Source organism: Nocardioides sp., from assembly GCF_030019515.1.
In the GTDB taxonomy this organism is placed as follows: Bacteria; Actinomycetota; Actinomycetes; order Propionibacteriales; family Nocardioidaceae; genus Nocardioides.
The window spans coordinates 12234-35984 of the sequence record NZ_JASEEQ010000010.1 but is presented as its reverse complement, the minus strand read 5'-3'; the positions used below and the strand labels follow the sequence as shown (position 1 = coordinate 35984).

Sequence of the window (23751 nt, the reverse complement as noted above, 5' to 3'; positions counted from 1 at the left end):
CATCAGGCCTCGAGCTCGTCGAGCAGGGCGACGTCCCTCAGCAGGGCGACTGCGCTGCGGATCAGGGGCACGGCAGCGACAGCGCCCGAGCCTTCGCCCAGGCGGAGGCCCAGATCGAGCAAGGGCTCCAGCCCCATCTTGGCCAGGGCCAGCGACTGGGCCGGTTCGGTCGAGCGGTGTCCGGCAGCGAACCAGGCAGCGGCGCCGGGCTCGATCCGGTCCGCGGTCAGCGCGCAGGCAACGCTCATCAGGCCGTCGAGGAGAACGGGGACGCCGTCCTGCGCTGCGGCGAGCAGGTAGCCGGTCGAGGCCGCGAGGTCCGAGCTGCCCAGCGCGGTCAGGGTCTCGATCGGGTCCTCCGTCCGGGCGCCGGTGCGGTCCAGGGCGGCCTGGATGACCGCGATCTTGTGGGTGAGCGCGCTGTCGTCGATGCCAGTGCCGCGTCCGGTGACTTCGGCGGCCGGGAGTCCCAGCGCTGCCGCGACGAGGGCGGCTGCCGGGGTGGTGTTGCCGATGCCCATGTCGCCGCTGATCATCAGCTGGGCGCCCGCCTCGATCTCCTCACGGGCGACCGCGGCACCGGCTGCGAGCGCGGCTCGGGTCTCGTCGGGAGTCAGCGCATCCTCGAGATGGATCGCCCCGCTGGAGCGACGGACCTTGTGCGCGGTCAGGGCGCTCCGGATGCCGTCGTCGAGGTCGTGGAAGTCCTCGTCGACGCCGAGGTCGAGCACCCGGACGGCGACACCGTGGGCTCGCGCGAGCGCGTTCACGCCCGCCTTGCCGGCAAGGAAGGTGCGCACCATCGCCCCGGTGATCGCGGGCGGGAAGGCAGAGACACCGTGGGCTGCGACGCCGTGGTCGCCGGCGAAGATCACGAGGCGCACGTTGTCGACGGGGTGGGGCGGCACCTGGCCCTGGACGGAGGCGACCCAGACGCTCAGCTCGCCCAGCCGGCCGAGGGCGCCGGGCGGGGTGGCGAGGGCGGCGAGCCGCTTGGCCGCGTGGTCGCGGGAGATGTCGGACGGTGCTGAGACGTAGGGCATAGGTCGACCTGTCAGTGGGTGGGTTGCGGTGTGCGGATGTGCTCGAGGGCTTCGAGGAGCAGGACCGTCGTGCTCGGAGGACGAACAGCGATGCGGACCCAGGTCGCGTCGAGGCCGGGGAACGTGTCGCAGCGGCGTACGGCGATGCCGCGGTCGCGCAACGCTGCGTGCACGCCCCGCCCGACCCGGGCCAGGACGAAGGACCCGCTCGAGGGAACCGTCTCGATGCCGCGGCCGCGCAGGCCCCCCTGGAGGAGGTCCCGCCAGTGGGCCAGCGTCATCGCGCGCTCGCGGGACTCGCTCGACGCCTCGTGCGTGGAGCAGGCGATCATTGCGGCGATCGCCGGCGTGGAGACGGACCAGGGCGTCTGCTGGCGAGCGAGGTGCCTGATGCCGAGGCGGTGGCCGACGACGTAGCCGGCACGGATGCCGGGTATCGACCAGTGCTTGGTCAGGCTCCGGATGACGAAGACGTCGCGGAGGCGCTCACGGATCAGGGACTCCGTCTCACCCGGTACGGCGTCCATGAACGCCTCGTCGACCACGACCAGCCGGCCCTTGCGGCGCAGCTGCCTGATCAACCCGGCCGGGTGCAGGACGCCGGTCGGGTTGGTCGGGTTGCCGACGACCACGAGGTCGGCGTCCTCGGGCACGGCGGCGGGGTCGAGGGCGAAACCGTCCTCGGGGCGGCACAGCACGGTGGTCACCTGGTGCCCGGCCTGCTCGAGTGCGGCGTGCGGCTCGGTGAACTGGGGGTGGATGACGACTGGCCTCCGCCAAGGTCGCAGGTGCGCGATCAGGCTGAATGCCTCGGCCGCACCGGCGGTCGGCAGCACCTCGTCGAGCTTGCGGCCGTGGCGCTGGGCGATCGCGGCAGTGGCAGGAGCTGCATCCGGATAGGTGGCGATGTCAGCGAAGGACCCGCGAAGGGCCCGGTCGAGCCAAGGCGGGTGCGGGGCGTCGTACACGTTGACAGCGAAGTCCAGGAGGTCGGCGGCGGTCTCCGCGTCGCCGTGGTGGCGCAGCGGGTCGTGCACGGTCACGCTTCCCGGGACCGCGAGACTCCGCGAGTCGTCGGGACGGGCCAGTGCTTCGGACTCGTGGGGCGTCGCCCGGTGCACGGCGTCGGCGAAGCGTTGCGCCAGCTGCGGGTGGCCGGCCCAGTGCACGTGGAGGTACGACGCGTGGATCGTGTCGCTGGCGTGTCCGATCCGATCTCCCTCGACGATCCAGGCAGGGTGCTCGCCGCCGACCGGGTCGGTCTGCGTGCGGTGGAACTCGTGACCGGTGACCTCCTCGCCCACCCGGGTGAGCAGCGAGTCCGTGCCGGCCGTCGCGGTGGGGTAACGCAGGCTCAGCCGCTCCGTCATCGTGGCTGCGAACGGCAACGCGGCTGCCATCGGCACACCGTCGAGGCTCTCGGACAGGTAGAGCAGGCCCGCGCACTCCGCGACGGTCGGCACACCAGCACCGACGGCTCGTCGCAGCTGGTCGAGCAGTGGTCGGTTGGCGGCGAGCTCGGTGGCGTAGACCTCGGGGAACCCGCCGCCGAGATAGATGCCCCGCGTGCCCGGCGGGAGCGTCGGGTCGCTGATCGGGTCGAACGGGACGACATCGCAGCCGGCGGCGCGCAGGAGCTCCTCGGTCTCGGCGTACCGGAAGGTGAAGGCGCGACCACCTGCCACAGCGACGACGGGACGGCCCGCGCTCCCCGCGTGTACGTGGTCCGTGGGATCCCAGGGCGTCGCATCGAGACCGGGAGCCGCTCGGGCAACCTCGAGGATCGCGCTGAGGTCGATGCGCTCGGCCACCTGCGCGCCGAGCCGGTGCAGCATCGCGGCCGAGCCATGGCGCTCGGCTGCGGGAACGAGTCCGAGGTGGCGCGACGGGGTGGCGAGGTCCTCGTCGGGCGGCAGGCGCCCGAGGACGGGCAGCCCGGTTCGTTCCAGGGCTCTGGTGATCTCGGCATCGTTGCGTGCCGAGCCGGTCCGGTTGAGAACGACTCCGGCGATGTCCACGTCGTCGTCGTACGCCGCCATGCCGGCCGCGATCGCGGCAGCCGTGCGGGACATCCGCGCGACATCGATGACGAGAACCACCGGGGACCGGGTGAGGGTCGCGACATGAGCCGTCGAGGCGAACCCGTCGGTGCCGAGACGGCCGTCGTAGAGGCCCATGACGCCTTCGATGATGGCGACGTCGGCGTTGCGTGCGCCGTGGAGGAGCAACGGGACGATCTGGTCCTCCCCCACCAGGTGCGGGTCGAGGTTGCGGCCCGGACGGCCGGTGGCGAGCGCGTGGTACCCGGGGTCGATGTAGTCCGGTCCGACCTTGTGCCCGCTCACCTCGTGACCGGTGATGCGAAGTGCCGCCATCAGCCCGGTGGCGATCGTCGTCTTGCCCTGCCCGGTGGTGGGTGCGGCGATGACGAGACGAGGAAGGCCTACCACTCGATGCCCTTCTGGCCCTTCTGGCCGGCGTCCATCGGGTGCTTGACCTTGGTCATTTCCGTGACCAGGTCGGCGACCTCGATGATCTCGGGAGCGACGTTGCGACCGGTGATGACGACGTGCTGGTGGCCCGGCCGGCTCTCGAGGAAGTCGGCGACCTCAGCGGCGTCGATCCAGCCCCACTTCAGCGGGTAGGCGAACTCGTCGAGGATGTAGAGATCGTGCTCCTCGGCGAGGATCCGGCGCTTGATCTCGGCCCAGCCGTCACGCGCGACCTGCGCGTGGTCCTCGTCCTCACCCTTCTTGCGCGACCAGGACCAGCCGTCGCCCATCTTGTTCCACTGCACCGGTCCGCCCTGTCCGGTCTGCTCGTGGACCGTGTTGAGCGCGAGGTACGCCGACTCCTCTCCGACCTTCCACTTGGCCGACTTCACGAACTGGAAGACCGCCACGTTCCAACCCTGGTTCCAGCCGCGCAGTCCGAGGCCGAAGGCGGCGGTGGACTTCCCCTTGTTCTCGCCGGTGTGGACGATCAGCAGCGGCCGGTTGCGGCGCTGGCGTGTGGTGAGGCCGTCGTCGGGGACGGTGGTGGGAACTCCCTGGGGCATCAGGCGACTCGCTCTCGGACGGCGGAGGTCAACGCGCTGGCGCTGATCTCCGAGACGGGGATGTGGTCGGCACGGAGCCGGTGCGCCAGGTCGACGGCGAGTCCCAGCCGGAGTCGACCAGCCTCGCCGTCGATGACGACGGAGGCGATCTCCATGCCGGCGAGATGCTCGGCGGCCTGCCGCGAGCGGGGTACGGCATCGGGCCCGGCGGTCGCGCGGCCATCGGTGACGACGACCAGCAGCGGTCGTAGGCGCGGGTCACGGAGCCGCTCGCGATCCAAGGTCTTCGCGGCCTCCAGGAGGCCCTCGGCGAGCGGAGTGCGCCCACCGGCGGGGAGCTCCTCGAGCCGCACGGCTGCGACGTCGACGGAGTGGGTCGGCGGCAGCGCCAGGTCGGCGGAGTCACCGCGGAACGTGATGAGGCCGACCTTGTCGCGGCGACGGTAGGCGTCGAGGAGCAACGACAGGACCGCGGTCTTGACCTGGGTCATGCGCTCGCGCGCGGCCATCGAGCCGGAGGCGTCGACGCAGAAGAGGATGAGGTTCGCCTCGCGTCCCTCCCGGACGGCGACGCGCAGGTCGTCGCGCTGCAGCGAGATCCGGCCGGCTGTCCGACCGCGGCGTGCCTGGTGCGGTGCAGCGGCGCGGATGGTCTCCAGCAGGTGCAGCCCTCCGCGGCCGTCGGTCGGCGTGGTGGCACCGATCCGGCGTCCCGTGGTGGTGATCGCCCGGCTGCGCCGGCCGCTGGCTCCGGCTCCGAGGCCGTGGACCGTCAACAGCTTCGGTCGGTACGGCGAGCCAGCGGCCACCGTCGTCGCGTCGCCGGCGGCGTGGGCGGGCTGGGGATGCTGGGGGCGTTCGGGGGCGCCGAGGGTTGCGTCCGGGTCGCTCGGGTCAGTCTCGCCGTCGTCGGCATCGGTGTCGTCCTCGGGAGCCGGGCCGCGCGACGGCTCAGGCCCATCGGCCTGGGTCGCGTCCTCCGGCTTGTCGTCGGGCGCACTCCCCTGCGGCGGCTCGGGCGGAAGCTCGTCGCCGCCGAGGATCCGGTCGAGCAGCTCCTCGTCGAGGCCGGGCGCATCGAAGGGATTGCGGCGACGACGGTGGGGCAGCGCGAGGGTCGCGGCCCGCCGGATGTCGGCCTTGGTGACCTCGGTGCGGCCCTCCCAGGCAGCATGGGCGACGGCGGCGCGGGCGGTGACGATGTCGGCGCGCAGGCCGTCGACCTCGAAGGCTGCGCACACCTCAGCGATCTTCAACAGCGCCGAGGTGGAGAGCACGACGTCGGCGAGCGCTGCGCGCGCATCGTGGACGCGGCCGTCCAGCTCCTTCTCGGTGGCGGCGTAGGTCTCGGCGAAGGTGGTCGGGTCGGCGTCGTACGCCATCCGGCGGCGGACCACCTCCGCCCGGAGCTCGGGCGCCCGCGGCGCCGCGACCTCGACGGTGAGGCCGAACCGATCGAGCAGCTGCGGGCGCAGCTCGCCCTCCTCGGGGTTCATGGTGCCGATCAGGACGAATCGGGCGTCGTGCTCGACCGAGATGCCGTCGCGCTCGACCGTCACGCGACCCATCGCCGCGGCGTCGAGGAGCAGGTCGACCAGGTGGTCGTGCAGCAGGTTGACCTCGTCGACGTACAGCAGGCCGCCGTCGGCGCGGGCGAGGAGCCCCTTCTCGACCTCGATCCTGCCCTCGGCGAGCGCGGACTCGAGCTGCATGGAGCCGATGACGCGATCCTCCGTGGCGCCGATCGGCAGCTCGACCAGTGGTGGGAAGAGCGCGCCGAGCCCGCGGACGGCGGTCGACTTGGCGGTGCCCTTCTGCCCGCGCACCAGAACGCCGCCGATCTCCGGGGAGATCGTGGTGAGGACCAGCGCGAGCCCCATGTCGTCCAGCTGGCCGGCGACATCGCAGCCCAGGACGGCGGAAAATGGGTAGTGCAGTGGCATGTGAGGCTCCCGCTCGGTTCGTCCTCCGCGGCCTGCTGCCGCAGAGGCCAGGCGGGAGGCCGGTCTTCGGACTTGTCGAGTCCTCCCTGAAGGAGGCTCGGTTCACCGCAGCGGGCCTGTGCCGGAATCTCACCGGCTTCCCTGATTCTCCCCGTCCACCGTCACCACCGTTTCCGACGGCTGGGCGGTTGGGGCACCTCTCGCCTTGCGGGCCTCACGATAGCGTCTGGCCGCGTGATCATCGTGGTGGGTATCGGCGCCGACGGCTGGGACGGACTCCCGGGACCGGTCCGCGAGCAGGTCGAGAGGGCTGCGGTCGTGCTCGGGGGACGCCGCCAGGTCGACCTAGTGCCCGCCATCCAGGGCCAGCGGCGCGAGACCTGGCCCTCGCCGCTGCGCAAGGGGTTGGCGGCGCTCCTCGCCACGCTCGAGGGGCAGGACGTCGTCGCCCTCGCGTCGGGTGACCCGCTCGTCTCCGGCATCGCGACGACGTTGATCGACGCCGTCGGCGCAGATCAGGTCAAGGTCATCCCTGCCGTGTCCTCGGTCGCGCTCGCACGCGCGGCGATGGGCTGGCCGGCCGAGTCGCACGCCACCGTGAGCGTGGTCGGACGCGACGTCTCGCTCGTACGCCGCGAGCTCGCGCCTGGTCGCCGCATCCTGGTGCTCTCCTCCGACGAGACCACTCCCGACGCCGTCGCCGACCTGCTGTGCCGAGACGGATATGGCGACTCGATCGTGACCGTGCTCGGTGACCTCGGCTCGCCCGACGAGACGAGCAGCACCTCGGCGGCGACCGAGCGACGAGGCCCGTACTCGCGACTCAACATCGTGGCGATCGAAGCGACCGGCCCGGCGGCCTACGCCTCGTGGACCGCGGGCCTGCCCGATGAGGTCTTCGAGCACGACGGGCAGCTGACGAAGCGTGACCTGCGCGCCTCCGCGCTGGCCCGTCTGGCCCCCGTGCCCGGCGAGCATCTGTGGGACGTCGGTGCGGGAGCCGGCTCGATCGGGATCGAATGGATGCGGGCCCATCCCACCTGCACGACCACGGCAGTCGAGGCAGATCCCGAGCGCACTGAGCGGATCGGACGCAACGCCGCCAGACTCGGCGTGCCCGGGCTCGAGGTCGTCGAAGGCCGTGCTCCCGAAGCGCTGGCCGCACTGCGCACACCGGACGCGATCTTCGTCGGCGGCGGCGCGTCGCGACCCGGCGTCATCGAGACCTGCCTCGACGCCCTCCGTGCCCAGGGTCGGATCGTCGTCCACGGCGTCACCCTGGAGACCGAGCAGGTGCTCGCTCGGCTCTACGAGGAGCATGGTGGCGAGCTGACCCGGATCTCCGTCGAGTCGGCCGGGCCGGTGGGGACCTTCACCGGTTGGACGCCCGGACGTGCCGTCACCCAGTGGGCGTACGCGAAGGGCTCGTGACGCTCCGGTCGCGGTGAGCGGCGTAGAGCCAGGACTCGCCGCCGTCATCGGCCAGTGCCCGGCCGACCAGGATGACGGCCGCCTGCCGGAGGCCTGCGGCGTCGACGAGGTCGGCGATCGTCGCGACCGTGCCGCGCAGCACGCGCTCGCCGGGCTGACTGGCCCGGTGGACCACCACGACGGGACAGTCGGCGCCGCACTCCGGCTCGATCTCGGCCATCAGCGCCCGCACCCGGGTGATCGCGAGATGGAGGACCAAGGTCGCGCGGGTGCTGGCGAAGGTAGCGAGTGCCTCGGTCTCTGGCATCGCGCTCGAGCGTGCCCGGGTGCGGGTCAGCACGACGGACTGGCTCACCAACGGCACCGTGAGCTCGGTGCCGACGAGCGCGGCGGCCGCCGCGTACGCCGGCACGCCGGGCGTCACATCCCACGCGACTCCCTCAGCGGCGAGCCGCCGGGTCTGCTCAGCCAGGGCGGAGTACAGCGAGGGGTCTCCGGAGGTCAGGCGCACCACCTGCTTGGCCGTTCGAGCGGCGGCGATCAGCCGAGCGCTGATCTGGTCGAGGTCGAGACCCTGGGTGTCCACCAGCTCGGCACCCGGGCTCACGTGGGAGAGGACGTCGGGGTCGAGGTAGGTGCCCGGATAGAGCACCACGTCCGCCTCGCCCAGCAGCCTGGTCGCGCGCACCGTCAACAGATCGGCGGCGCCGGGGCCGGCCCCGACGAAGTGGACGATCGTGGCAGGCATCGTCATGCGCCAGCCTTCACGAACCGCGGCGTCCAGACCCGGCCGCGCGTGACGCGGGTCGACGTGGCGCCGACGATCAGCAGGCACTTCATGTCGATCGTGGCCGGGTCGAGGTCGCCGAGCGTGGTCACGGTGAGCGACTCCTCGGCCCGGCCGATGTCGCGACCGACGACGACCACCGTGTCCGGCTTCCGGTGCTCCAGGAGCACGTCGCGAGCCGTGGCGATCTGTCCGGTCCGTGAGCGCGAAGCCGGGTTGTAGATCGCGAGCACGAGGTCGGCCTCCGCGATGGCTCGCAGGCGTCGCTCGACGACCTCCCACGGCTTGAGCCGATCGCTGAGGGAGACGACGGCGAAGTCGGCACCGATCGGCGCGCCAGCGCGTGCCGCGACCGCCTGGACCGCGCTCAGTCCGGGCAGGACCCGGATCGTGACGTCGGCGTACGCCGGATCCTCGGCGGCCTCGAAGACAGCCGATGCCATCCCGAACACGCCGGCGTCGCCGCCGGACACCACGGCCACCTTCTCCCCTGCCCGGGCCAGGTCGAGCGCTGCACGGGCGCGATCGACCTCGACCGTGTTGCCGCTGGCGTGGCGCGTCAGGCCGGCGCGTTGCGGTACCCGCTCGACGTAGCGTCCGTAGCCGACGACATGGTCGACGCCGGCAAGCGCATCGGCGGTCTCCGGAGTCAGCCATCCGTCCGGTCCCGGGCCCAGACCCACGACCAGCAGCTCGGCCGCGGGCCTCTCCTCCACCACAGGTCCGGCATCGTGGAGGCCCACGCGCATGCGCTCCGCACTCGGCGTCTGCGCCGTGTCACCCGGCACGAAGACCAGCGAGAAGTAGGGCACCGAGTCCGGGTCCACCTCGGCCACGGGCAGCCAACGCTCCTCCGCCTGCGAGGCACGCTCGACGTACCACGCACCATCGAGCCGTCCGGCCTGCTCCAGCGCGGACCGCACGGCGGGGAAGGTACGACCGAGCTTCATGATGATCGCGCCGTCGGTGTCGGCCAGCCTGCGGGCCAGCTCGGGCTCAGGCAGCGTGCCCGTCAGCACCGTGAGGACGTCGGCCTGCCTGACCAACGGCGTCGAGACCGCAGCCGTCGCCGCAGCGAACGCAGGCACACCCGGCACCACCGCGCTGTCATAGACGTCCTTGAACCGGTCGTGCAGGTACATCGACGAGCCGTAGAACAGCGGGTCCCCCTCGGCGAGGAGTACGACGTCCCGCCCAGCGTCCAGGTGCGCGGAGAGCCGTGCGGCGCACTCCTCGTAGAAGTCGGCCATCGCGCCGACGTACCCGCCGGGATGGTCGGTGGTGCCGGTCGTCACCGGGTAGCGCAGCTCCTCCTCGATGACCCCGACGGGGATCACGGAGTCGGCGATCCGCCGCGCGTGGGACCGCTTCCTCACCCCCGCGTGGAAGGCGACGACCTGCGCCTCGCTGATGAGGCGAACGGCCTTGAGGGTCATCAGCTCCGGATCGCCCGGGCCGATTCCCACGACCGTGAAGGTGCCGTTCATTCGATCTCCTGGGCGAGTGCGTTGAGCGCGGAGGAGGTCATCGCCGAGCCGCCACGGCGACCGCGGACGGTGACGAAGGGGATGTCGATCCCATGCTCCCCGTGGAAGTCGACAAGGGCCTGCTTGGACTCTGCGGCACCGATGAAACCGACCGGGCAGCCGACGATCGCAGCGGGCCGGGGACCGCCATCGAGGATGAGCTCGAGCAGATGGAACAAGGCGGTCGGCGCGTTGCCGATCGCGACCACGGCACCGTCCAGGTAGGGCTCCCACAGCGAGACCGCAGCGGCGGTGCGCGTGGTTGCCCACTGCTTCGCGAGACCCAGGACCCGGGGATCGTTGAGGAAGCACAACACATCGTTGTCCTTCGGTAGACGGCTCCGGGTGACGCCGGTCGCCACCATCGTCGCGTCACACAGCACGGGCGCGCCCGCCTCCAAGGCGGTGCGCGCTGCGGACACCATCCGCGGATGCACGACGAGGTCGGCAGCAAGATCGACCTGTCCGCTTCCGTGGATCATCCGCACCGCCAGCTTCTCGGCGTCGACAGGGATCGCCGACAGGTCGGCCTCTCGGCGGATGGTGGCGAAGGAGTCGACGTAGATGGCCGGGCCATTGTCGACGTACTCGTAGCGGCACGGTGGGCGGGACAGGGTCATCGGGACTCCCCCGGGACGAGGACGCCGCGCCAGGGCGTGACGATCAGGATCTCTGAGACAGAGGTGAGCGAATCGACCAAGGCACGGTCGAGCAGCCCCTCGGGGACCTCCAGGTGGTGGCCGCCGGGCACCTCGCCGTACGCCAGCGGGCCAACGGATTGCGGAAGTCGTGGATCGGGTGCCGACGCCGCCGCGAGCTGGGACGGGAGCTCACGGACATGCCATGCCGCCGTCGGTCCGCTCCCCCGCCTGCTCAGGAACCGGAGCCCGAGCTCAGCCAACTCCTCGGCAGCATGATCGAGCGCGACGAGTGGGCCGTGCCCGTCCCCGATCCGCAGTTGGCATGTTGCGGCGTCGGCAGCGACCAGACCGAGGTCGCAGCGTCGATCGAGGAGGTCTCCCCTGCCGTCGTCGAGCACGAAGAGGAACCTGCCGGGCAACTCCCCCAGGGTCGGCTCCGACAACAGCGCCGCGTCGAGCGCAGCAGCGACCGAACGCAGATCCGCCCGTCCCCCAGCCAATCCTGTCTGCGGCGAGACCATCACGTTGCGGACCAGGTCGTGCGCCTGGCTGGGTAGCAGCCCCGTGGCCTCGACGGCCGCAAGGACCTCGTCGGGAAGTCGGCCGTCATGCGAGGGCAGCGCACGAATCTGCAGGTTGGTCCGCGACGTCAGATGGACCCGGCCGTCGCCGTACTCCTCGGCAACCGACATCAGGGAACGCAGACTGGTCGCGGAGATGCGCCCGCCGATCAGGCGCAGCCGCACGAGGAGGCCGTCCTCGGCCGGCCACGGCCGCAGCGCACCGGGACACCGATCGCTGCGCTTGCGGTAGGTGATCGCCACCGGCTGGTCCTTCGGGCCTGGGACCCGGGCGCGGGATCCGTTCGACCTGGCGGCGATCGCCGCTAGGGCCAGCAGGTCTTCGGACTCGGGATCGACCGGACGGGGCGCCTTCCCGGATCCCCATGCTCGATCCAGTGGCTGTATCGCTACGTGCCTCGCCCGTCACCCATACCGCTGCGCGTCAGTCCCGGCCTCTCACCGGGTTCCCTGGCTCCGACATCGGAGGTTGACTGGCAGGGGCACTCTACGGCCAACGACGCGCGCAGGCCGCAGCCGGACCCCTGACGGTCGGCCGATCACGACCGGACTGCACGACGTCGGCCAGGCTGACCCGCCATGCGAAGTCGGAGCCGGCGTCGGCCCCAGGCGGGAAGCTCGCCAGCTCCGTCGTGGTTCCCCCGCCGTTGCGCCGGCGACGGCGCTCGTGTTCGTGGCTCCGCTTCAGGTGCAAGCTCATGGGTGCCATTCCAATGCCAAGACGGATCCGCCGCAGGAGTCACCCGACGGTCTTGTGTCTGTTATCCCAGACACCAGGCCGGCCGAACGCGCGCTGCGCGATCACCGGCGCCTGACCTGCTGGCCGAGGGTGGCGTAGGAGAAGTCGACCAGGTAGTCGTTCAGGTCCAAGGCGCCCGCCTCCGCGGCGTCGGCGTCCCTGTCGAGGATGGCCTTCAGGATGGCGACGTGCAGGTTGGCACCGGCTTTGATCTCGGTGTCGACGTCGGTGACGTGCGTGAACCAGAACCGGCGGGAGAGGCCCTGCAACGGGGCCATCGCGTCGGCCAGGTACTCGTTGTGAGCTCCCAGCACGATGAGGTCGTGGGTGCCACGCACCGTCTCCGCGTAGCCCTTGAGATCGAAGCCGCCCCCCTCGAGCCGCTCCACCATGGCACCCATCCCGTCGCGATCGGCTTGACCGGCCCGCTCGCACGCCAGGCGAACCGCCAGGGACTCGAGGACGCGTCGCAGCTCGAGCATGCGCAGCTGCGCCTCCACCGAGGTGGAGGGGATGAGCACGCCCTTGTTCGGATGGATCTCCACCATCCGGTTGCGCGAGAGCCGCTGCAACGCCTCGCGCACGGGCGTGCGACCAAGCCCCGTCTGCTCCATCAGGAACGACTCGGAGACCAGGGAGCCCGGTTCGATCTCGCCGAACACCACCATGCGCTCGATGTCGCGGTAGGCCTGCGCAGCCTTGCCCGTCTCGATCATCGCTCTACGGCCTCCTTGGTCCAGCGATCCTACGGCCCACGCCCGGGCCGGACGATCGGCGCCGCATTGCCGGACGAGAATTTTCCGTCCGACCTCTTGATATGCCACCGATATACTGGTTGCATACGGACTCTACCACTGAGACGCTGCTCACACGACCGCACCAGCTCGGTCGAGTGAACGCCCAGAGATTAGGGACCGTCATGGCTACGAGCTCCAGCATCGAACAGCGATCCATCGACCACGTTCCGCTCGACGAGCGCCATGGCTCCCCACGCAGCCTCCTCTTCGTGTGGTTCGCCGCCAATACCTCCATCACCGCCGTGGTGACCGGCGCCCTCTTCGTCATCCTGGGCAATACCGCCCTGTGGTCGATCCCCGCCGTCATCCTCGGCAACGTCGTGGGCGGCTTCTTCACCTCGCTGCACTCCGCGCAGGGCCCGCGGCTCGGAGTGCCGCAGATGATCCAGAGCCGCGCGCAGTTCGGCTACTTCGGCGCGATCCTCCCGCTCGTCCTCGCGCTGATGATCTTCCTCGGGTTCTACGCCACCGGCCTGGTGCTCGGCGGCCAGGCGATGTCGCGCCTGTTCCACACGTCGCCCGAGGTGGGCTCGGTGGTCTTCGCCGTGATGTCCACCGTGCTCGCCATCTTCGGCTACCGCCACATCCATCGCTTCGCCCACCTCGCGGCCGTGCTCAGCGGGGTGGTCTTCACCGGCCTGTTCATCAAGCTGATCACCGAGCCCGCCACCACGGACGCCCTGTCCGACAGCACGTTCGCGGCCGCTCCGTTCATCCTCGGCATCTCCCTGGCCGCCTCGTGGCAGCTGACCTTCGGCCCCTACATCGCCGACTACTCCCGCTACCTGCCCGAGGACACGCCCAAGTCCGCCACCATCGGCTGGACTTTCCTCGGCAGCGTCGTCGGTGCCTCGGCCGCGATGATCCTCGGCGCGCTGGCCGCCGCGTTGGGCGGCGTCGACTTCCTCGGCAACCAGGTCGGCTTCCTGGCCGACCTCGGCGGGGCGCTCTCCGCCGTGGTGCTGCTCGCGGTGATCTGCGGCAAGCTCACCGGCAACACGCTCAGCTCCTACGGCGGCTACATGTCGGTGGCCACCATCGTGACCAGCCTGACCCGCCAGTCCCGCATCGCGCCTCGCCACCGGGCCGTCTACATCACCCTGATCTCCGCGGCCGCCCTGGCCATCGCGCTGGCCGCGACCGACAACTTCCTCGCGTCATTCACCGACTTCCTGCTCTTCCTGCTCTACTTCATGACCCCGTGGTCGGCCATCAACCTCGTCGACTACTACTGGGTCCGCAAGGAGAAGTACGACGTCGACGCGCTCTTCGACCCCGACGGCGTCTACGGGCGATTCAACAAGGGCGCCTTCGTGGCCTACGCGCTCGGTGTGCTGATCCAGATCCCCTTCATGAACAGCACCTTCTACGTCGGCCCGATCGCCAACTGGATGGGTGGCGCCGAGATCACCTGGATCCTCGGCCTCGTCGTCGCCGGCGGCCTCTACTACGCATTCTCCGGACGCATCCGCAACGAGGCCGCGGCACGCCATCTTCTCGCCACCGTCCATCAGTGATCCCAGACCTCCACCCGCAAGGACCTCCGCCATGAAGTACGACCCCGCCACCGAGAAGAGCCCGCTGCCCTTCTCCCCGTTCAAGAGCTGCACCGTCCCGCGGCCGATCGGCTGGCTGTCCAGCGTCTCTCCGGACGGCGTGGCGAACCTCGCCCCGTACAGCCAGTGGCAGAACCTCACCTTCGACCCCCCGATGGTGATGTTCTCCGCCAACCAGTACCCCGACGGCCGCCGCAAGGACACCGTCCTCAACGCCGAGCAGACGGGCTGGTTCGTCTGGAACATGGCCACCTGGGATCTGCGCGAAGCCGTCAACATCAGCGCGATGGCGCTCCCGCCTCACGAGAGCGAGTTCGACCGCTGCGGGGTCACCAAGGGGTACGCCGAGCTGGCGCCGATCCCGCTGGTGGCCGAGAGCCCCGTGCACTTCGAGTGCCGCTACCTCTCCACCCACCGCATGACCGGTGACTCCAACGTCGGCACCATCGACATCGTCTTCGCCAAGGTCCAACGGATCCACATCGACGACAACGTCCTCACCCCGGACGGGAGGCTCGACATCCCCCGCATCAAGCCCATCGCCCGCATGGGCTACTTCGACTACACCGTCGTCACCGACACCTTCGAGATGCAGGTCCCCAACGCCGACCCGGCCGAGGCGTTCGGCCTCGCCGGCCAACCCACCTGACCCTCTCCCCTGGGAGAACGCCCCCGAGCGTCCCCCTGGACCCGGACACCACGACCGTCCCCCGACCTGGTGTCCGGGTCCATCCCGTTTCGCAGGTCGGGCAAGGGCCATGGTCAGCGTGCCTGCGCGTCGACGCGCGCGGTGCGCAGCAGGGCCAGCACCACTCCCACGACGGTCGCCTGCCGAAGCCGCCCGTTGTGACTATTGCGGGACGCCCCCAGATCGTCGTTTGCTCGTCACGACGAATGTCCGCACCGCCTTCGTTCACCGCCGAAGCCGACGTCCGACCGTGACGACGGCGCCGGACGTGCATCGATCGCCACCGAGGGAGGCACCCGTCATGGTCGGTCCGGGTCGACGACGACTCCGCCCTGCCGACCGTCGACTGCGCCATCAGCGGGTGCGCGACGCCCTCACAGCCAACCTCCAGAAGGGCCGGAGAGCGGTGGCGCGGCCGCATCCTCCCCTGCCCAGGAGAGTCGGGCTCACCCCATCGATCGCGTGGAGTTGCCGCAGTGCACAAGTCCCTCGGGAGGAGTTGGAGCAATGGTTTCGGTCTGCGGGCACCTCTTCGGGACTGGGGACTTCAGCAGAGACGGTCGCCGACTGCCGCTGACGCCCGCCTCCACCGCACTGTTCGCGTGCCTCCTCCTGCAGCGCGGCACCCCGATCGATCGAGGTCGCCTGGCCGACGCGGTGGGCGAGCGTCCCGCCAGCGAGGGCCAGACCCGCCGGCGGCTGAACACGGCCATCTGGCGGCTCCGCCGCCAGCTCGAGCCGGATGGGGTGGCCCGTGAGTCGGTGCTGACGACCGCGGACCACGGGCTGAGGGTGGCGGAGGACTGCGACCTGTGGGTCGACGTACTCGAGTTCGAGTCGATGAATGCCAGGCTTGCGGGTTTCGACAGGTGGACCGAGCGCGATGCCGAGCTCGCCCAGCAGGCGCTCGACCTGTACCGCGGCGACTTCCTCCTAGGCCAGTTCACCGAGTGGGCGCTCGCGGAGCGCGCCCGCCTCGCCGACCAGCACTTCCAGCTGCTGATCCGGCTCGCTCAGTGGCACCAGCACCGCGGCGAGCCCGAGGAGGCCCTGCCCTACGCGCAAACCGCCGTCGACGTCGAGCCGCTGCGGGAGGACCTCCACCGCCTGGTCATGCAGCTGTACGCCGCCGCCGGGTTGCCGCAGCTCGCCGAGCGCCAGCTGCAGAAGTGCCGGCTCGTCCTGGCCGAGGAGCTGGGGATCGAGCCGCTCCCCGAGACGGTCGCCGTCGCCCGGGTCGCCTCCGGGCCGAGCCGGCCGTCGACGGCGTCGTACGACCGGGCGATCCGCGAGCTGGAGAGCTCCAACGCCGAGCTGCGCCGCCTCTCGATGCGACTGCAGCACTCGCTGCGCGACCTGCGGCGCGAGCGCGACCAGCTCCTGCGCGACTGACCGTGACCGGCGCCGTGATCGGCGCCGTGACGGCCCGGTGACCGGCCCGAGATCACGGTGACCGGGCGGTGACCGGGCCCGCGTGATCATCGCGCATGGCCTTCGCGCCGAACCAGCCCGTCATCAAGCACCGCTTCCACCTCGAGCTCTGGCTCGAGCCCCGGGAGGTCGCGACCAGGATCCGTCGTCTGCGCGGCCGGATCCTCGACGTCCGGACCCGGCGCACCCACTCGGTCGGCGGTCTCGCCGACGTCGACGCCTTCATCAAGGAGTCGGTGGCCGCGCTCGAGGACGTCGAGGTCGACTGGGAGACAGGCACATGATCGACCTCGTCACCGACGCCCTGGTCACCTTCCTCCAGACGCGGGTCCCCGACGTCGGCACCTGGACGGTGCACTCGCTCTCCAACGCCGACACCGCACCGGCCAAGGACAAGCCGGTGATCGCGCTGATCGCCGTCGACGAGCACGAGCACACCCGCAACCGGCCGTTGGTCGACACCCTCAACGGTCTGCAGCGCCCGCCGCTGCAGCTGCGGCTGGAGTACCTCCTGACCTACGTCGGCAAGCACGACGAGGCCCAGAAGCGGCTGTCCCGCGTGGTCTCCGCGTTCCACACCAGACCCATCCTGGGCTCGGGCGAGCTCTCGCCGGCGCTGGCCGAGCAGGTCGAGCGGGTGACGGTCCGGCTCCGCAACACCACTGCCGACGAACGCAACCAGATCTGGAGCGCGCTGGGACGCAACGGCCGGCTCTCGCTCTTCTACACCGTCGACGTCGCGCCGGCGCCGCTCCTGCCCGACGCCGACGGCGAGCGCCGGACCCGGTCCCACGAGATCGACTACGTGGGGGCGCCATGACGCTCATCCCACCCGACCCCCGCATCGTCTGGCACACGGTGCGGGTGCGCCACGCCGTCACCGAGCGGCCGGTGCCCGGCCTGGCCGCCCGGCTGCTTCCGCCGACACCGTGGTGGTGGGCGGTCGCCACCGAGGGAGACGAGGTGGTCGTCCACGCCCCGACCCGCTACACCGTCGACGACCCCGGCCTCACTCAGGCCGAGCGCGACCGGCGCCGGCCGGTCGTCCGGATCAGCGTCGCCGACCCACTCGTGGCGGCGACGATCACCAACCCCACGACGGACCTCACGGTCACCACCGACGCCACGCTCGACCTGACGCCGGTGCAGCAGACGGTCACCGTCGTGCTGACCACCAGGGCGCCCGCGCCCGCACCCGGCCACACGGTCCGCCTGGTGCCGCCCGGGCAGCCGGCGATCGACACCGACCCGGTCCCCAGCTCCCCCGGCACCTATCGCACCGACCTGCGCGACTGGACCGCCGTCGAGACACCGTTCGACCTCGAGGTCGACGGCCAGCCGGCCGGCAGGTTCGCCCTCGAGCCGTTCCAGACCGACACCCGACTGCACGCGGTCCTCTCCGCGTGATCAAACCCCTGGAGGACAACCCGTGAGCACCTACTTCGCCCCCGGCGTGTACGTCGAGGAGGTCCCCAGCGGACCGCAACCGGTCGCCCCCGCTTCGACCAGCGTGCTGGCGGTCGTCGGCAGCACCAGGCGCGGGCCGGTACGCGTCGCCACCCGGCTCAGCGGCTGGACCGACTTCCAGCGGATCTTCGAGGGGAACGCCGCCGACGGCTACACCGCCGAGGCGGTCTACGGCTTCTTCGAGAACGGCGGTCCGGCGGCGTTCGTCGTCCGTGCCGACCCGTCCATCGCCGGGACGTGGAAGGTCAAGGACGGCGCGGCCGCCGACTCCTTCCAGGTCACGGCGAGCTCGCCCGGGTCGTGGGCGGTCGGCCTCGTCGTGGCGGCGACGCCGGACCGCGACAGCGGGTCCGCCCAGCTCTTCAGCGCCAGCACGCTCGAGACCAAGGCGTTCTCCGGCGACACCGAGATCAAGGTCGACAGCACCGCCGGCATCTCCCGGGGCGACGAGGTCCGGATGCTGCAGCCGAACGGCGCGGCCACGTCCACCGAGGCGACGGTCGTCGCGGTCACCGCCACGACCGTCACGCTGCACCGCACCACCGGCGGCGCCTTCTCACTGCCGGCCGGCTCGGTCATCACCGGCGTCGTGCCCGCGGCGGCCACCCAGTTCACCGTCACCGGCACCGGCATCAAGAAGGGCGACGTCGTGCAGGCCGAGCTCGGTGACCGCACCCGGGTCACGTGGCGGGCGACCGACGCCGCGCCGCACGGCTCCGGGCTCACGGTCACCGCCGCCACCTCGAGCGGTACGGCGGCCGCGGGCTCGCAGTTCACCCAGCGGGTGGAGCGGTTCCACGGAAGCATCGCGGCGGCCGGCTCGACCGACATCGCCCTCGGCGCCATCACCTGGCTCGAGAGCGCCGGGTTGGAGCCGGGCGAGACCGATCTCACCACCTCGCTGCACGCGTGGGCCAGCGACGGCAGCGAGGGCGTGTGGATCGCCGGCACGACCAAGGCGTTCCGGTTCCCCAAGCCGCCACCGGCAGGACCGATCGAGGTCGAGGCGCTGCTGTCGGTCAAGACGTTCGCCGAGACCCGCGACTGGACCAACCCGACCGTCGACCAGCTCACGACGGCGTACAGCTTCGTGCCGGCCGACACCAAGCTGCGGCTGGTGCCGGCTGCCGGCACCCCCGTCGTCCTGACCCGCGCGGCGTCCGGCGCCACGCCGGGCTTCACGATCGACGCCCCGGCCAACGCGGCGTCGCTGACGGCGTCGTTCACCTCGGTGCAGTTCGTGCCCGACACCGCGGACAAGGGGGTGCTGGTGCGCTGCGGCCGGGCACCGGAGAAGGGCGACCGGGTCAGCTTCAGCGCGACCGACCTGCTCGCAGTCACCGACGTCCAGGCGCTGGGCGGTGACGTCTACGTGCTGTCGTTCGCCGAGACGGCCTCGGTCGCCTCGGCCGCCGGCGGCACCCGCGCGGTGCGGCGCTTCGTCGCCACCCGGTTCTATCCGCTGCGCTTCTCGCTCACCGTCTCGGGGGCGGGCGTCGGCGAGCAGTTCCGCGGTCTCGCCCTCGACCCCGAGCACCCGCAGTACTACGCCCGCGACGGCGTGGTGAACGCGGTCTCCACGCTCATCACCGTGGCGGTGAGGGCGGGTGGCGCCGGGGCACCGAGCCCCACGACCATGCCGGCGTTCGCCGTTCCCGACATCGTCGGCCGGGACGTGGACCCCACACCGCAGGACTACATCCGCGCGGTCTCGGCGCTGGACCTCGAGCCGGAGCCGGCGATGGTCGCCTGCCCCGACCTGATCGGCTTCGGCGACGAGCTCGCGCAGTACGCCATGGTCGACGCGCTCGTGCGGCACTGCGAGAAGTTCCGCCGGTTCGCCGTGCTGGACGCCCCGAAGGGCGACGACACCAAGGTGCTCAAGTGGCGCAACACAGCGGTCTCGTCGTCCTACGCCGCCGTCTTCGCACCCTGGGTGCAGATCCTCGACCTCAACCCCAGGTCCACCGAACGCTACCGCTTCGTGCCGCCCAGCGGATTCGTGGCCGGCGTGATGGCGCGGACCGACCGGGAGCGCGGCGTCCACAAGGCCCCCGGCAACGAGCGGGTCAGCGGCATCGTCGGACTCGAGCAGCAGTACACCCAGGCCCGGCAGGAGGCCTTGAACCCGGCGTCGGTCAACCTGATCCGCAGCTTCCCCGGCCGGGGCAGCCGGGTGTGGGGTGCACGCAACGCGACAGACGACGTGACGTGGCGCTACATCAACGTCCGCCGGCTGTTCAATTTCGTCGAGGTCTCGGTCGACCGCGGCACCCAGTGGGTCGTCTTCGAGCCCAACATCGCAACGACCTGGCTGCGGGTCAAGGCGAGCGTCGAGGGCTTCCTCGACCAGCTCTGGCGCTCCGGCGGGCTCGCCGGCGACACCGCGGCCCAGGCCTACCGGGTGCGGATCGGGCTCGGCCAGACCATGACCGAGGCCGACATCGACAACGGCCTGGTCATAACCGAGGTGGCGATCGCGCCCGCGAAGCCCGCCGAGTTCGTCGTCTTCCGCTTCAGCCACAAGCGGCTCTCCGAGTGATCCCGAGCGAGTGAAAGGCCACCATCGTGTATCCCCTCACCACCCTCCACTTCCACGTGAGCTGGGGCGACTCCCAGAACACCTCGTCCTTCTCCGAGGTCAGCGGCCTGACCATGGAGGCCGACGCGGTCGACTACCGCGGCGGCGACGACAAGAGCCTCTCGGTCATGAAGATCCCCGGCCTGCGCAAGTACGGCAACGTCACCTTCAAGCGCGGGATCGTCCCGGCGGAGGCCGGCACCGGCCTGTTCGACTGGTACAACTCGATCAGCGCCGGCTCGGTCGATCGCCGGACCGTCACGGTCAGCCTCCTCAACGAGGAGCGCAAGCCGGTGATGACCTGGAAGATCCAGAACGCGTGGCCGGTCAAGATCGAGGGCCCGGGCCTCAAGGGCAGCGGCAACGAGATCGCCATCGAGTCGATGGAGATCGTGCATGAGGGCGTCCAGGTCGAGGTCGCCTGACGTGAGCGCCGTTGCCGTCCGCTCCTACCCGCATCTCGGCGCGCACTTCCGTCTCGAGATCGACGGGCTGGACGACCACACCTTCTCGCAGTGCTCCGGCCTCGGCGGCGAGGTGGGCGTCGAGGAGTACGCCGAGGGCGGGGAGAACCGGTTCACCCACCGGTTCCCGTCGCGGGTCGGGTTCGGCAACCTGGTGCTCAAGCAGGGCGCCGGCCCGGGGCTGGGCCTGTGGTCCTGGTGGAACGAGCTCCTCGCGACCGGCTCGGTCAAGCCCCGCGACGGCCAGGTTCACCTGCTGACCTGGCGCGACGGCGAGCTGGTGCCGGTGCGGGCGTGGGCGTTCACCCGCGGCTGGCCGGCGAAGATGTCGGGCCCCGACCTCGACGCCCAGTCGGCGGCGATCGCGGTCGAGACCATGGAGATCGCGCACCACGGGCTGCGCCTGGTCGGGCTGGAGGGCTGAGATGCCCGTCGTGATCACCGAGATCGTCACCGAGGTCGTGCTCTCCCGCGAGCCCGGCACGGCCGGCGCGGGCGGCGCCGCCGCGAGCCCAGCCGGTACGGGGCTCTCCGGGGACGACCTCGACCTCGTGGTGCGCCGCGCCAGCGAGCGGGTGCTGGAGATCCTGAGGCAGGAGTGGGACCGGTGATCCTCGACGAGCGTCAGCTGGCGAAGCTGGCCATCCAGCCGTTCTCCGACCAGGAGTTCCGGCGCCCGGCCGGGCCACCGTGGCTGGCGCTGTTCAACCCGACGCAGCTGTCCTTCACCCGCAAGAACCTCTACCGCAACACCCGCTCGACGGGGGCCAGCACGCCCGACACGTCGTACGCCGGTGGGGAGCCGGACCAGATCGCGCTCGACCTGTTCTTCGACGGCACCGGCGTGCTCGAGTCGGCGGCCGGGGTCTCGGAGCGCATCGAGGGGCTGCTGCGGCTGGCGCGGTTGCAGTCCGACACGCACCAGCCCTACTACCTGCACTGCCACTGGGGCGCCTTCGACTTCCGCGGCGTGCTCACCCAGGCCGACGTCACCTACACGCTCTTCGACCGCAGCGGGCTGCCGTTGCGCGCCACCGTCAAGGCGACGCTGCAGGAGGTCGTCGCCCCGGAGGTGCGCACGGCCACCGAGCGCACCAACTCCCCGGACCTCTACCAGACCTGGCTCGTCACCGAGGGTGACCGGCTCGACCTGATCGCGCACGAGGTGTACGGCGATGCCGCGTGGTGGCGGCCGCTCGCGGCCGCCAACCGGCTGCGCAACCCGCGCGTCCTCGACGTCGGCTCGGTGCTGATGCTGCCGCCGAAGGAGAAGTCCTGATGCCCGGGTCCACACAGAGCACGGATCGGCCCGCCATCGAGCTCAGGGTCGGCGGCTCCCCCGTCGAGCCCCGCCTCGCGCAGGACGTCATCGAGGTCGACGTGGCCGAGGAGGTCAACCGTCACGCCCGATGCACGCTGCTGGTGCAGAACTGGGACCCCGACCAGCGGGCGGTGCGGTGGTCGGACTCCGGCCCCCTGGTGCCGGGCGCCGAGGTCGAGGTGAGCCTGGGCTATCACAGCAGCCTCTCGACCGTCTTCGCCGGCGTGGTGACGGCGGTGACCGGCCACTTCACCGCAGATCAGGCGCCGACGCTGCGGGTCGAGGCACGCAGCAGGTCGATCCTGCTGGCCGGCCCCGCCCGCTCGCGGATCCTCGAGGAGACCACCGACGGCGACCTGGCCGGGGCGATCGCCAGCGACTACGGCCTGCAGGCCGACGCCGAGGCCGGTGCCACCCGCCCGATCGCGGTGATCGACCGGGAGCGGCCCTGGGAGATCCTGGTCGCGCGGGCGGAGCAGCTCGGCTTCGTGACCTACGTCCGCGACCGGACGCTGGTCTTCCGGGCACCGGCTGCGGCGCAGCAGCCTCCCGCACTGAGGTGGACCAAGGACTTCGTCGAGCTCCACGTCACCCAGGACGTCGCGACGCTCGCGGGCAGCGCGAACGCCGACGGCTGGGACCCGGACCAGCAGCAGCAGGTCACCTCGGCGGCCGCCTCGCCCACCGGCGGGCTGGGCACCGGCGACCGCAGGGACCACACGTCGGTCGTCGACGACCTCGGCTGGGCCCTGCGCGAGGACCACCCGGCGTCGCCCGCGATCGCGACGACGGCGGAGACCGACCTGCTCGCCACGGGCCGCACGCGTTGCGACGAACTGCGCCACGTGAGCGGCTCGGCCCGGATCGTCGGCGACGCCACCCTGCGCTGCGACTCCTGGATCCAGGTGGACGGCGCCGGCAGCCGCTTCGGTGGGCCGCTCTACCTCGGCTCGGTCCGTCACCGCCTCTGTCGGGGCAGCTTCACCACCGAGCTCGGGCTCGGCCACCCCGCCGCACTGACCCCGCCGGCGCCGCGCGCCGCGACGGGGTCGGGTCGCACGCTGGTCATCGGCGTCGTCACCGACCTCGCCGACCCCGACGACCACGCCCGCGTCAAGGTCGCCTTCCCCTGGGCCGGGGCGAGCGACGCGGTGTGGGCGCGGCTGGCGACGCCGTACGCCGGTGACCAGCAGGGCCTCTACGTGGTGCCGGACGTCGACCAGGAGGTGCTGGTCGGCTTCGTGGACGGAAGCACCGACGACCCGGTCGTGCTGGGCAGCCTGTGGAGCGGGGCGTTCGCACCGCCGTACACACCTGACAGCGACAACGCGGTGCGCACGCTGAAGACCGCGTCGGGCCACGAGCTCAGGCTCACCGAGGGCTCCGACGGCGGCATCCTCCTCACCACCTCCGGAGGACACGAGGTGGCCCTGTCGGACCAGGACTCGAAGATCACCCTGAAGGCATCGGGCGCGGGCAACAGGATCGAGATCTCCGACGACGGGATCGTCCTCGACGCGAGCCAGGGCGACATCAGCCTCAAGGCGGCCGGCGGCACGGTCGACCTCAAGGCGCTGAAGCTGACCGGCAAGGCCGACAGCACCGCGTCCCTGGAGGCGTCGACCACGTTCGACATCAAGGCCTCGGCGACCCTCGGGTTGCGCGGCGCCATGGTCAACATCAACTAGGAGCGCGAC

Annotated in this window: 23 protein-coding genes and 2 riboswitches; of the genes, 13 read left to right on the top strand and 10 right to left on the bottom strand. The window is 71.2% G+C overall.

Annotated elements, in window-relative coordinates:
• Positions 1-2: 2 nt before the first annotated feature.
• The 4 genes from cobT to QMC84_RS14655 are packed head-to-tail and all read right to left on the bottom strand — an operon-like array spanning position 3 to position 6044.
• Positions 3-1043, bottom strand: coding sequence for a nicotinate-nucleotide--dimethylbenzimidazole phosphoribosyltransferase (cobT, locus tag QMC84_RS14670; RefSeq protein ID WP_300375821.1), 1041 nt, complete (start codon positions 1041-1043; stop codon positions 3-5).
• Between the two features lie 11 nt (positions 1044-1054).
• Entirely contained in the window at positions 1055-3493 is a 2439-nt protein-coding gene (locus tag QMC84_RS14665) for a cobyrinate a,c-diamide synthase (protein ID WP_300375819.1), read from the bottom strand.
• Positions 3487-4101, bottom strand: a complete 615-nt coding sequence (gene cobO, locus QMC84_RS14660; RefSeq protein ID WP_300375817.1) for a cob(I)yrinic acid a,c-diamide adenosyltransferase — start codon at positions 4099-4101, stop codon at positions 3487-3489. The genes QMC84_RS14665 and cobO overlap by 7 nt, the downstream gene beginning before the upstream one ends.
• Positions 4101-6044, bottom strand: a complete 1944-nt coding sequence (locus tag QMC84_RS14655) for a VWA domain-containing protein (RefSeq protein ID WP_300375815.1) — start codon at positions 6042-6044, stop codon at positions 4101-4103. The genes cobO and QMC84_RS14655 overlap by 1 nt, the downstream gene beginning before the upstream one ends.
• Positions 6045-6083: 39 nt before the next feature.
• Positions 6084-6228, bottom strand: a riboswitch (cobalamin riboswitch).
• 50 nt (positions 6229-6278) lie between these two features.
• Here QMC84_RS14655 and cbiE point away from each other — a divergent pair.
• Positions 6279-7475, top strand: a complete 1197-nt coding sequence (gene cbiE, locus QMC84_RS14650; RefSeq protein WP_300375813.1) for a precorrin-6y C5,15-methyltransferase (decarboxylating) subunit CbiE — start codon at positions 6279-6281, stop codon at positions 7473-7475.
• On the opposite strand, the gene QMC84_RS14645 is transcribed toward cbiE, so the two are convergent.
• The 6 genes from QMC84_RS14645 to QMC84_RS14625 form a co-directional block, all read right to left on the bottom strand.
• Complete coding sequence (locus QMC84_RS14645; RefSeq protein WP_300375811.1) at positions 7444-8229, bottom strand: SAM-dependent methyltransferase; 786 nt, start codon at positions 8227-8229, stop codon at positions 7444-7446. The genes cbiE and QMC84_RS14645 overlap by 32 nt on opposite strands.
• Positions 8226-9749, bottom strand: coding sequence for a precorrin-3B C(17)-methyltransferase (gene cobJ, locus QMC84_RS14640; RefSeq protein WP_300375809.1), 1524 nt, complete (start codon positions 9747-9749; stop codon positions 8226-8228). Before cobJ ends, QMC84_RS14645 begins: the two co-directional genes overlap by 4 nt.
• Positions 9746-10408, bottom strand: a complete 663-nt coding sequence (locus QMC84_RS14635; RefSeq protein ID WP_300375807.1) for a precorrin-8X methylmutase — start codon at positions 10406-10408, stop codon at positions 9746-9748. Before QMC84_RS14635 ends, cobJ begins: the two co-directional genes overlap by 4 nt.
• Positions 10405-11253, bottom strand: a complete 849-nt coding sequence (locus QMC84_RS14630; RefSeq protein WP_300375805.1) for a nitrite reductase — start codon at positions 11251-11253, stop codon at positions 10405-10407. Before QMC84_RS14630 ends, QMC84_RS14635 begins: the two co-directional genes overlap by 4 nt.
• A 52-nt stretch (positions 11254-11305) precedes the next feature.
• A riboswitch (cobalamin riboswitch) is annotated at positions 11306-11503 on the bottom strand.
• Positions 11498-11710: a HutD family protein gene (locus tag QMC84_RS22425; protein ID WP_366145755.1), complete on the bottom strand. Its 213-nt coding sequence runs from the start codon at positions 11708-11710 to the stop codon at positions 11498-11500. (Overlaps the previous riboswitch by 6 nt.)
• A 101-nt stretch (positions 11711-11811) precedes the next feature.
• Entirely contained in the window at positions 11812-12465 is a 654-nt protein-coding gene (locus QMC84_RS14625) for a GntR family transcriptional regulator (RefSeq protein ID WP_300375803.1), read from the bottom strand.
• Between the two features lie 203 nt (positions 12466-12668).
• Here QMC84_RS14625 and QMC84_RS14620 point away from each other — a divergent pair, with 203 nt between their 5' ends.
• The 12 genes from QMC84_RS14620 (at position 12669) to QMC84_RS14565 (ending at position 23742) form a co-directional block, all read left to right on the top strand.
• A complete protein-coding gene (locus tag QMC84_RS14620) occupies positions 12669-14063 on the top strand; it encodes a cytosine permease (protein WP_300375801.1) in 1395 nt (464 codons plus the stop codon).
• A 31-nt stretch (positions 14064-14094) separates the two neighbouring features.
• Positions 14095-14751: a flavin reductase family protein gene (locus QMC84_RS14615; RefSeq protein WP_300375799.1), complete on the top strand. Its 657-nt coding sequence runs from the start codon at positions 14095-14097 to the stop codon at positions 14749-14751.
• Positions 14752-15297: 546 nt separating this feature from the next.
• On the top strand, positions 15298-16182 hold the full coding sequence (locus QMC84_RS14610; RefSeq protein WP_300375796.1) for a BTAD domain-containing putative transcriptional regulator: 885 nt from the start codon (positions 15298-15300) through the stop codon (positions 16180-16182).
• Positions 16183-16277: 95 nt separating this feature from the next.
• Entirely contained in the window at positions 16278-16505 is a 228-nt protein-coding gene (locus QMC84_RS14605) for a hypothetical protein (protein WP_300375793.1), read from the top strand.
• Positions 16502-17041, top strand: a complete 540-nt coding sequence (locus tag QMC84_RS14600) for a DUF4255 domain-containing protein (protein ID WP_300375790.1) — start codon at positions 16502-16504, stop codon at positions 17039-17041. The genes QMC84_RS14605 and QMC84_RS14600 overlap by 4 nt, the downstream gene beginning before the upstream one ends.
• On the top strand, positions 17038-17628 hold the full coding sequence (locus QMC84_RS14595) for a hypothetical protein (protein WP_300375787.1): 591 nt from the start codon (positions 17038-17040) through the stop codon (positions 17626-17628). The genes QMC84_RS14600 and QMC84_RS14595 overlap by 4 nt, the downstream gene beginning before the upstream one ends.
• A gap of 22 nt (positions 17629-17650) precedes the next feature.
• A complete protein-coding gene (locus QMC84_RS14590) occupies positions 17651-20230 on the top strand; it encodes a phage tail sheath subtilisin-like domain-containing protein (RefSeq protein ID WP_300375784.1) in 2580 nt (859 codons plus the stop codon).
• Between the two features lie 26 nt (positions 20231-20256).
• Positions 20257-20694, top strand: coding sequence for a phage tail protein (locus tag QMC84_RS14585; protein ID WP_300375781.1), 438 nt, complete (start codon positions 20257-20259; stop codon positions 20692-20694).
• A 1-nt stretch (position 20695) separates the two neighbouring features.
• Positions 20696-21157, top strand: a complete 462-nt coding sequence (locus QMC84_RS14580) for a phage tail protein (RefSeq protein ID WP_300375778.1) — start codon at positions 20696-20698, stop codon at positions 21155-21157.
• 1 nt (position 21158) lies between these two features.
• Entirely contained in the window at positions 21159-21344 is a 186-nt protein-coding gene (locus QMC84_RS14575; RefSeq protein ID WP_300375776.1) for a hypothetical protein, read from the top strand.
• Positions 21341-22012 (top strand): hypothetical protein, encoded by a 672-nt coding sequence (locus QMC84_RS14570; protein ID WP_300375772.1) that lies wholly within the window; start codon positions 21341-21343, stop codon positions 22010-22012. Before QMC84_RS14575 ends, QMC84_RS14570 begins: the two co-directional genes overlap by 4 nt.
• Positions 22012-23742 carry a phage baseplate assembly protein V gene (locus tag QMC84_RS14565; protein WP_300375769.1) on the top strand — a complete coding sequence of 577 codons (1731 nt, stop codon included), beginning with the start codon at positions 22012-22014 and terminating at the stop codon, positions 23740-23742. Before QMC84_RS14570 ends, QMC84_RS14565 begins: the two co-directional genes overlap by 1 nt.
• Positions 23743-23751 lie beyond the last annotated feature (9 nt).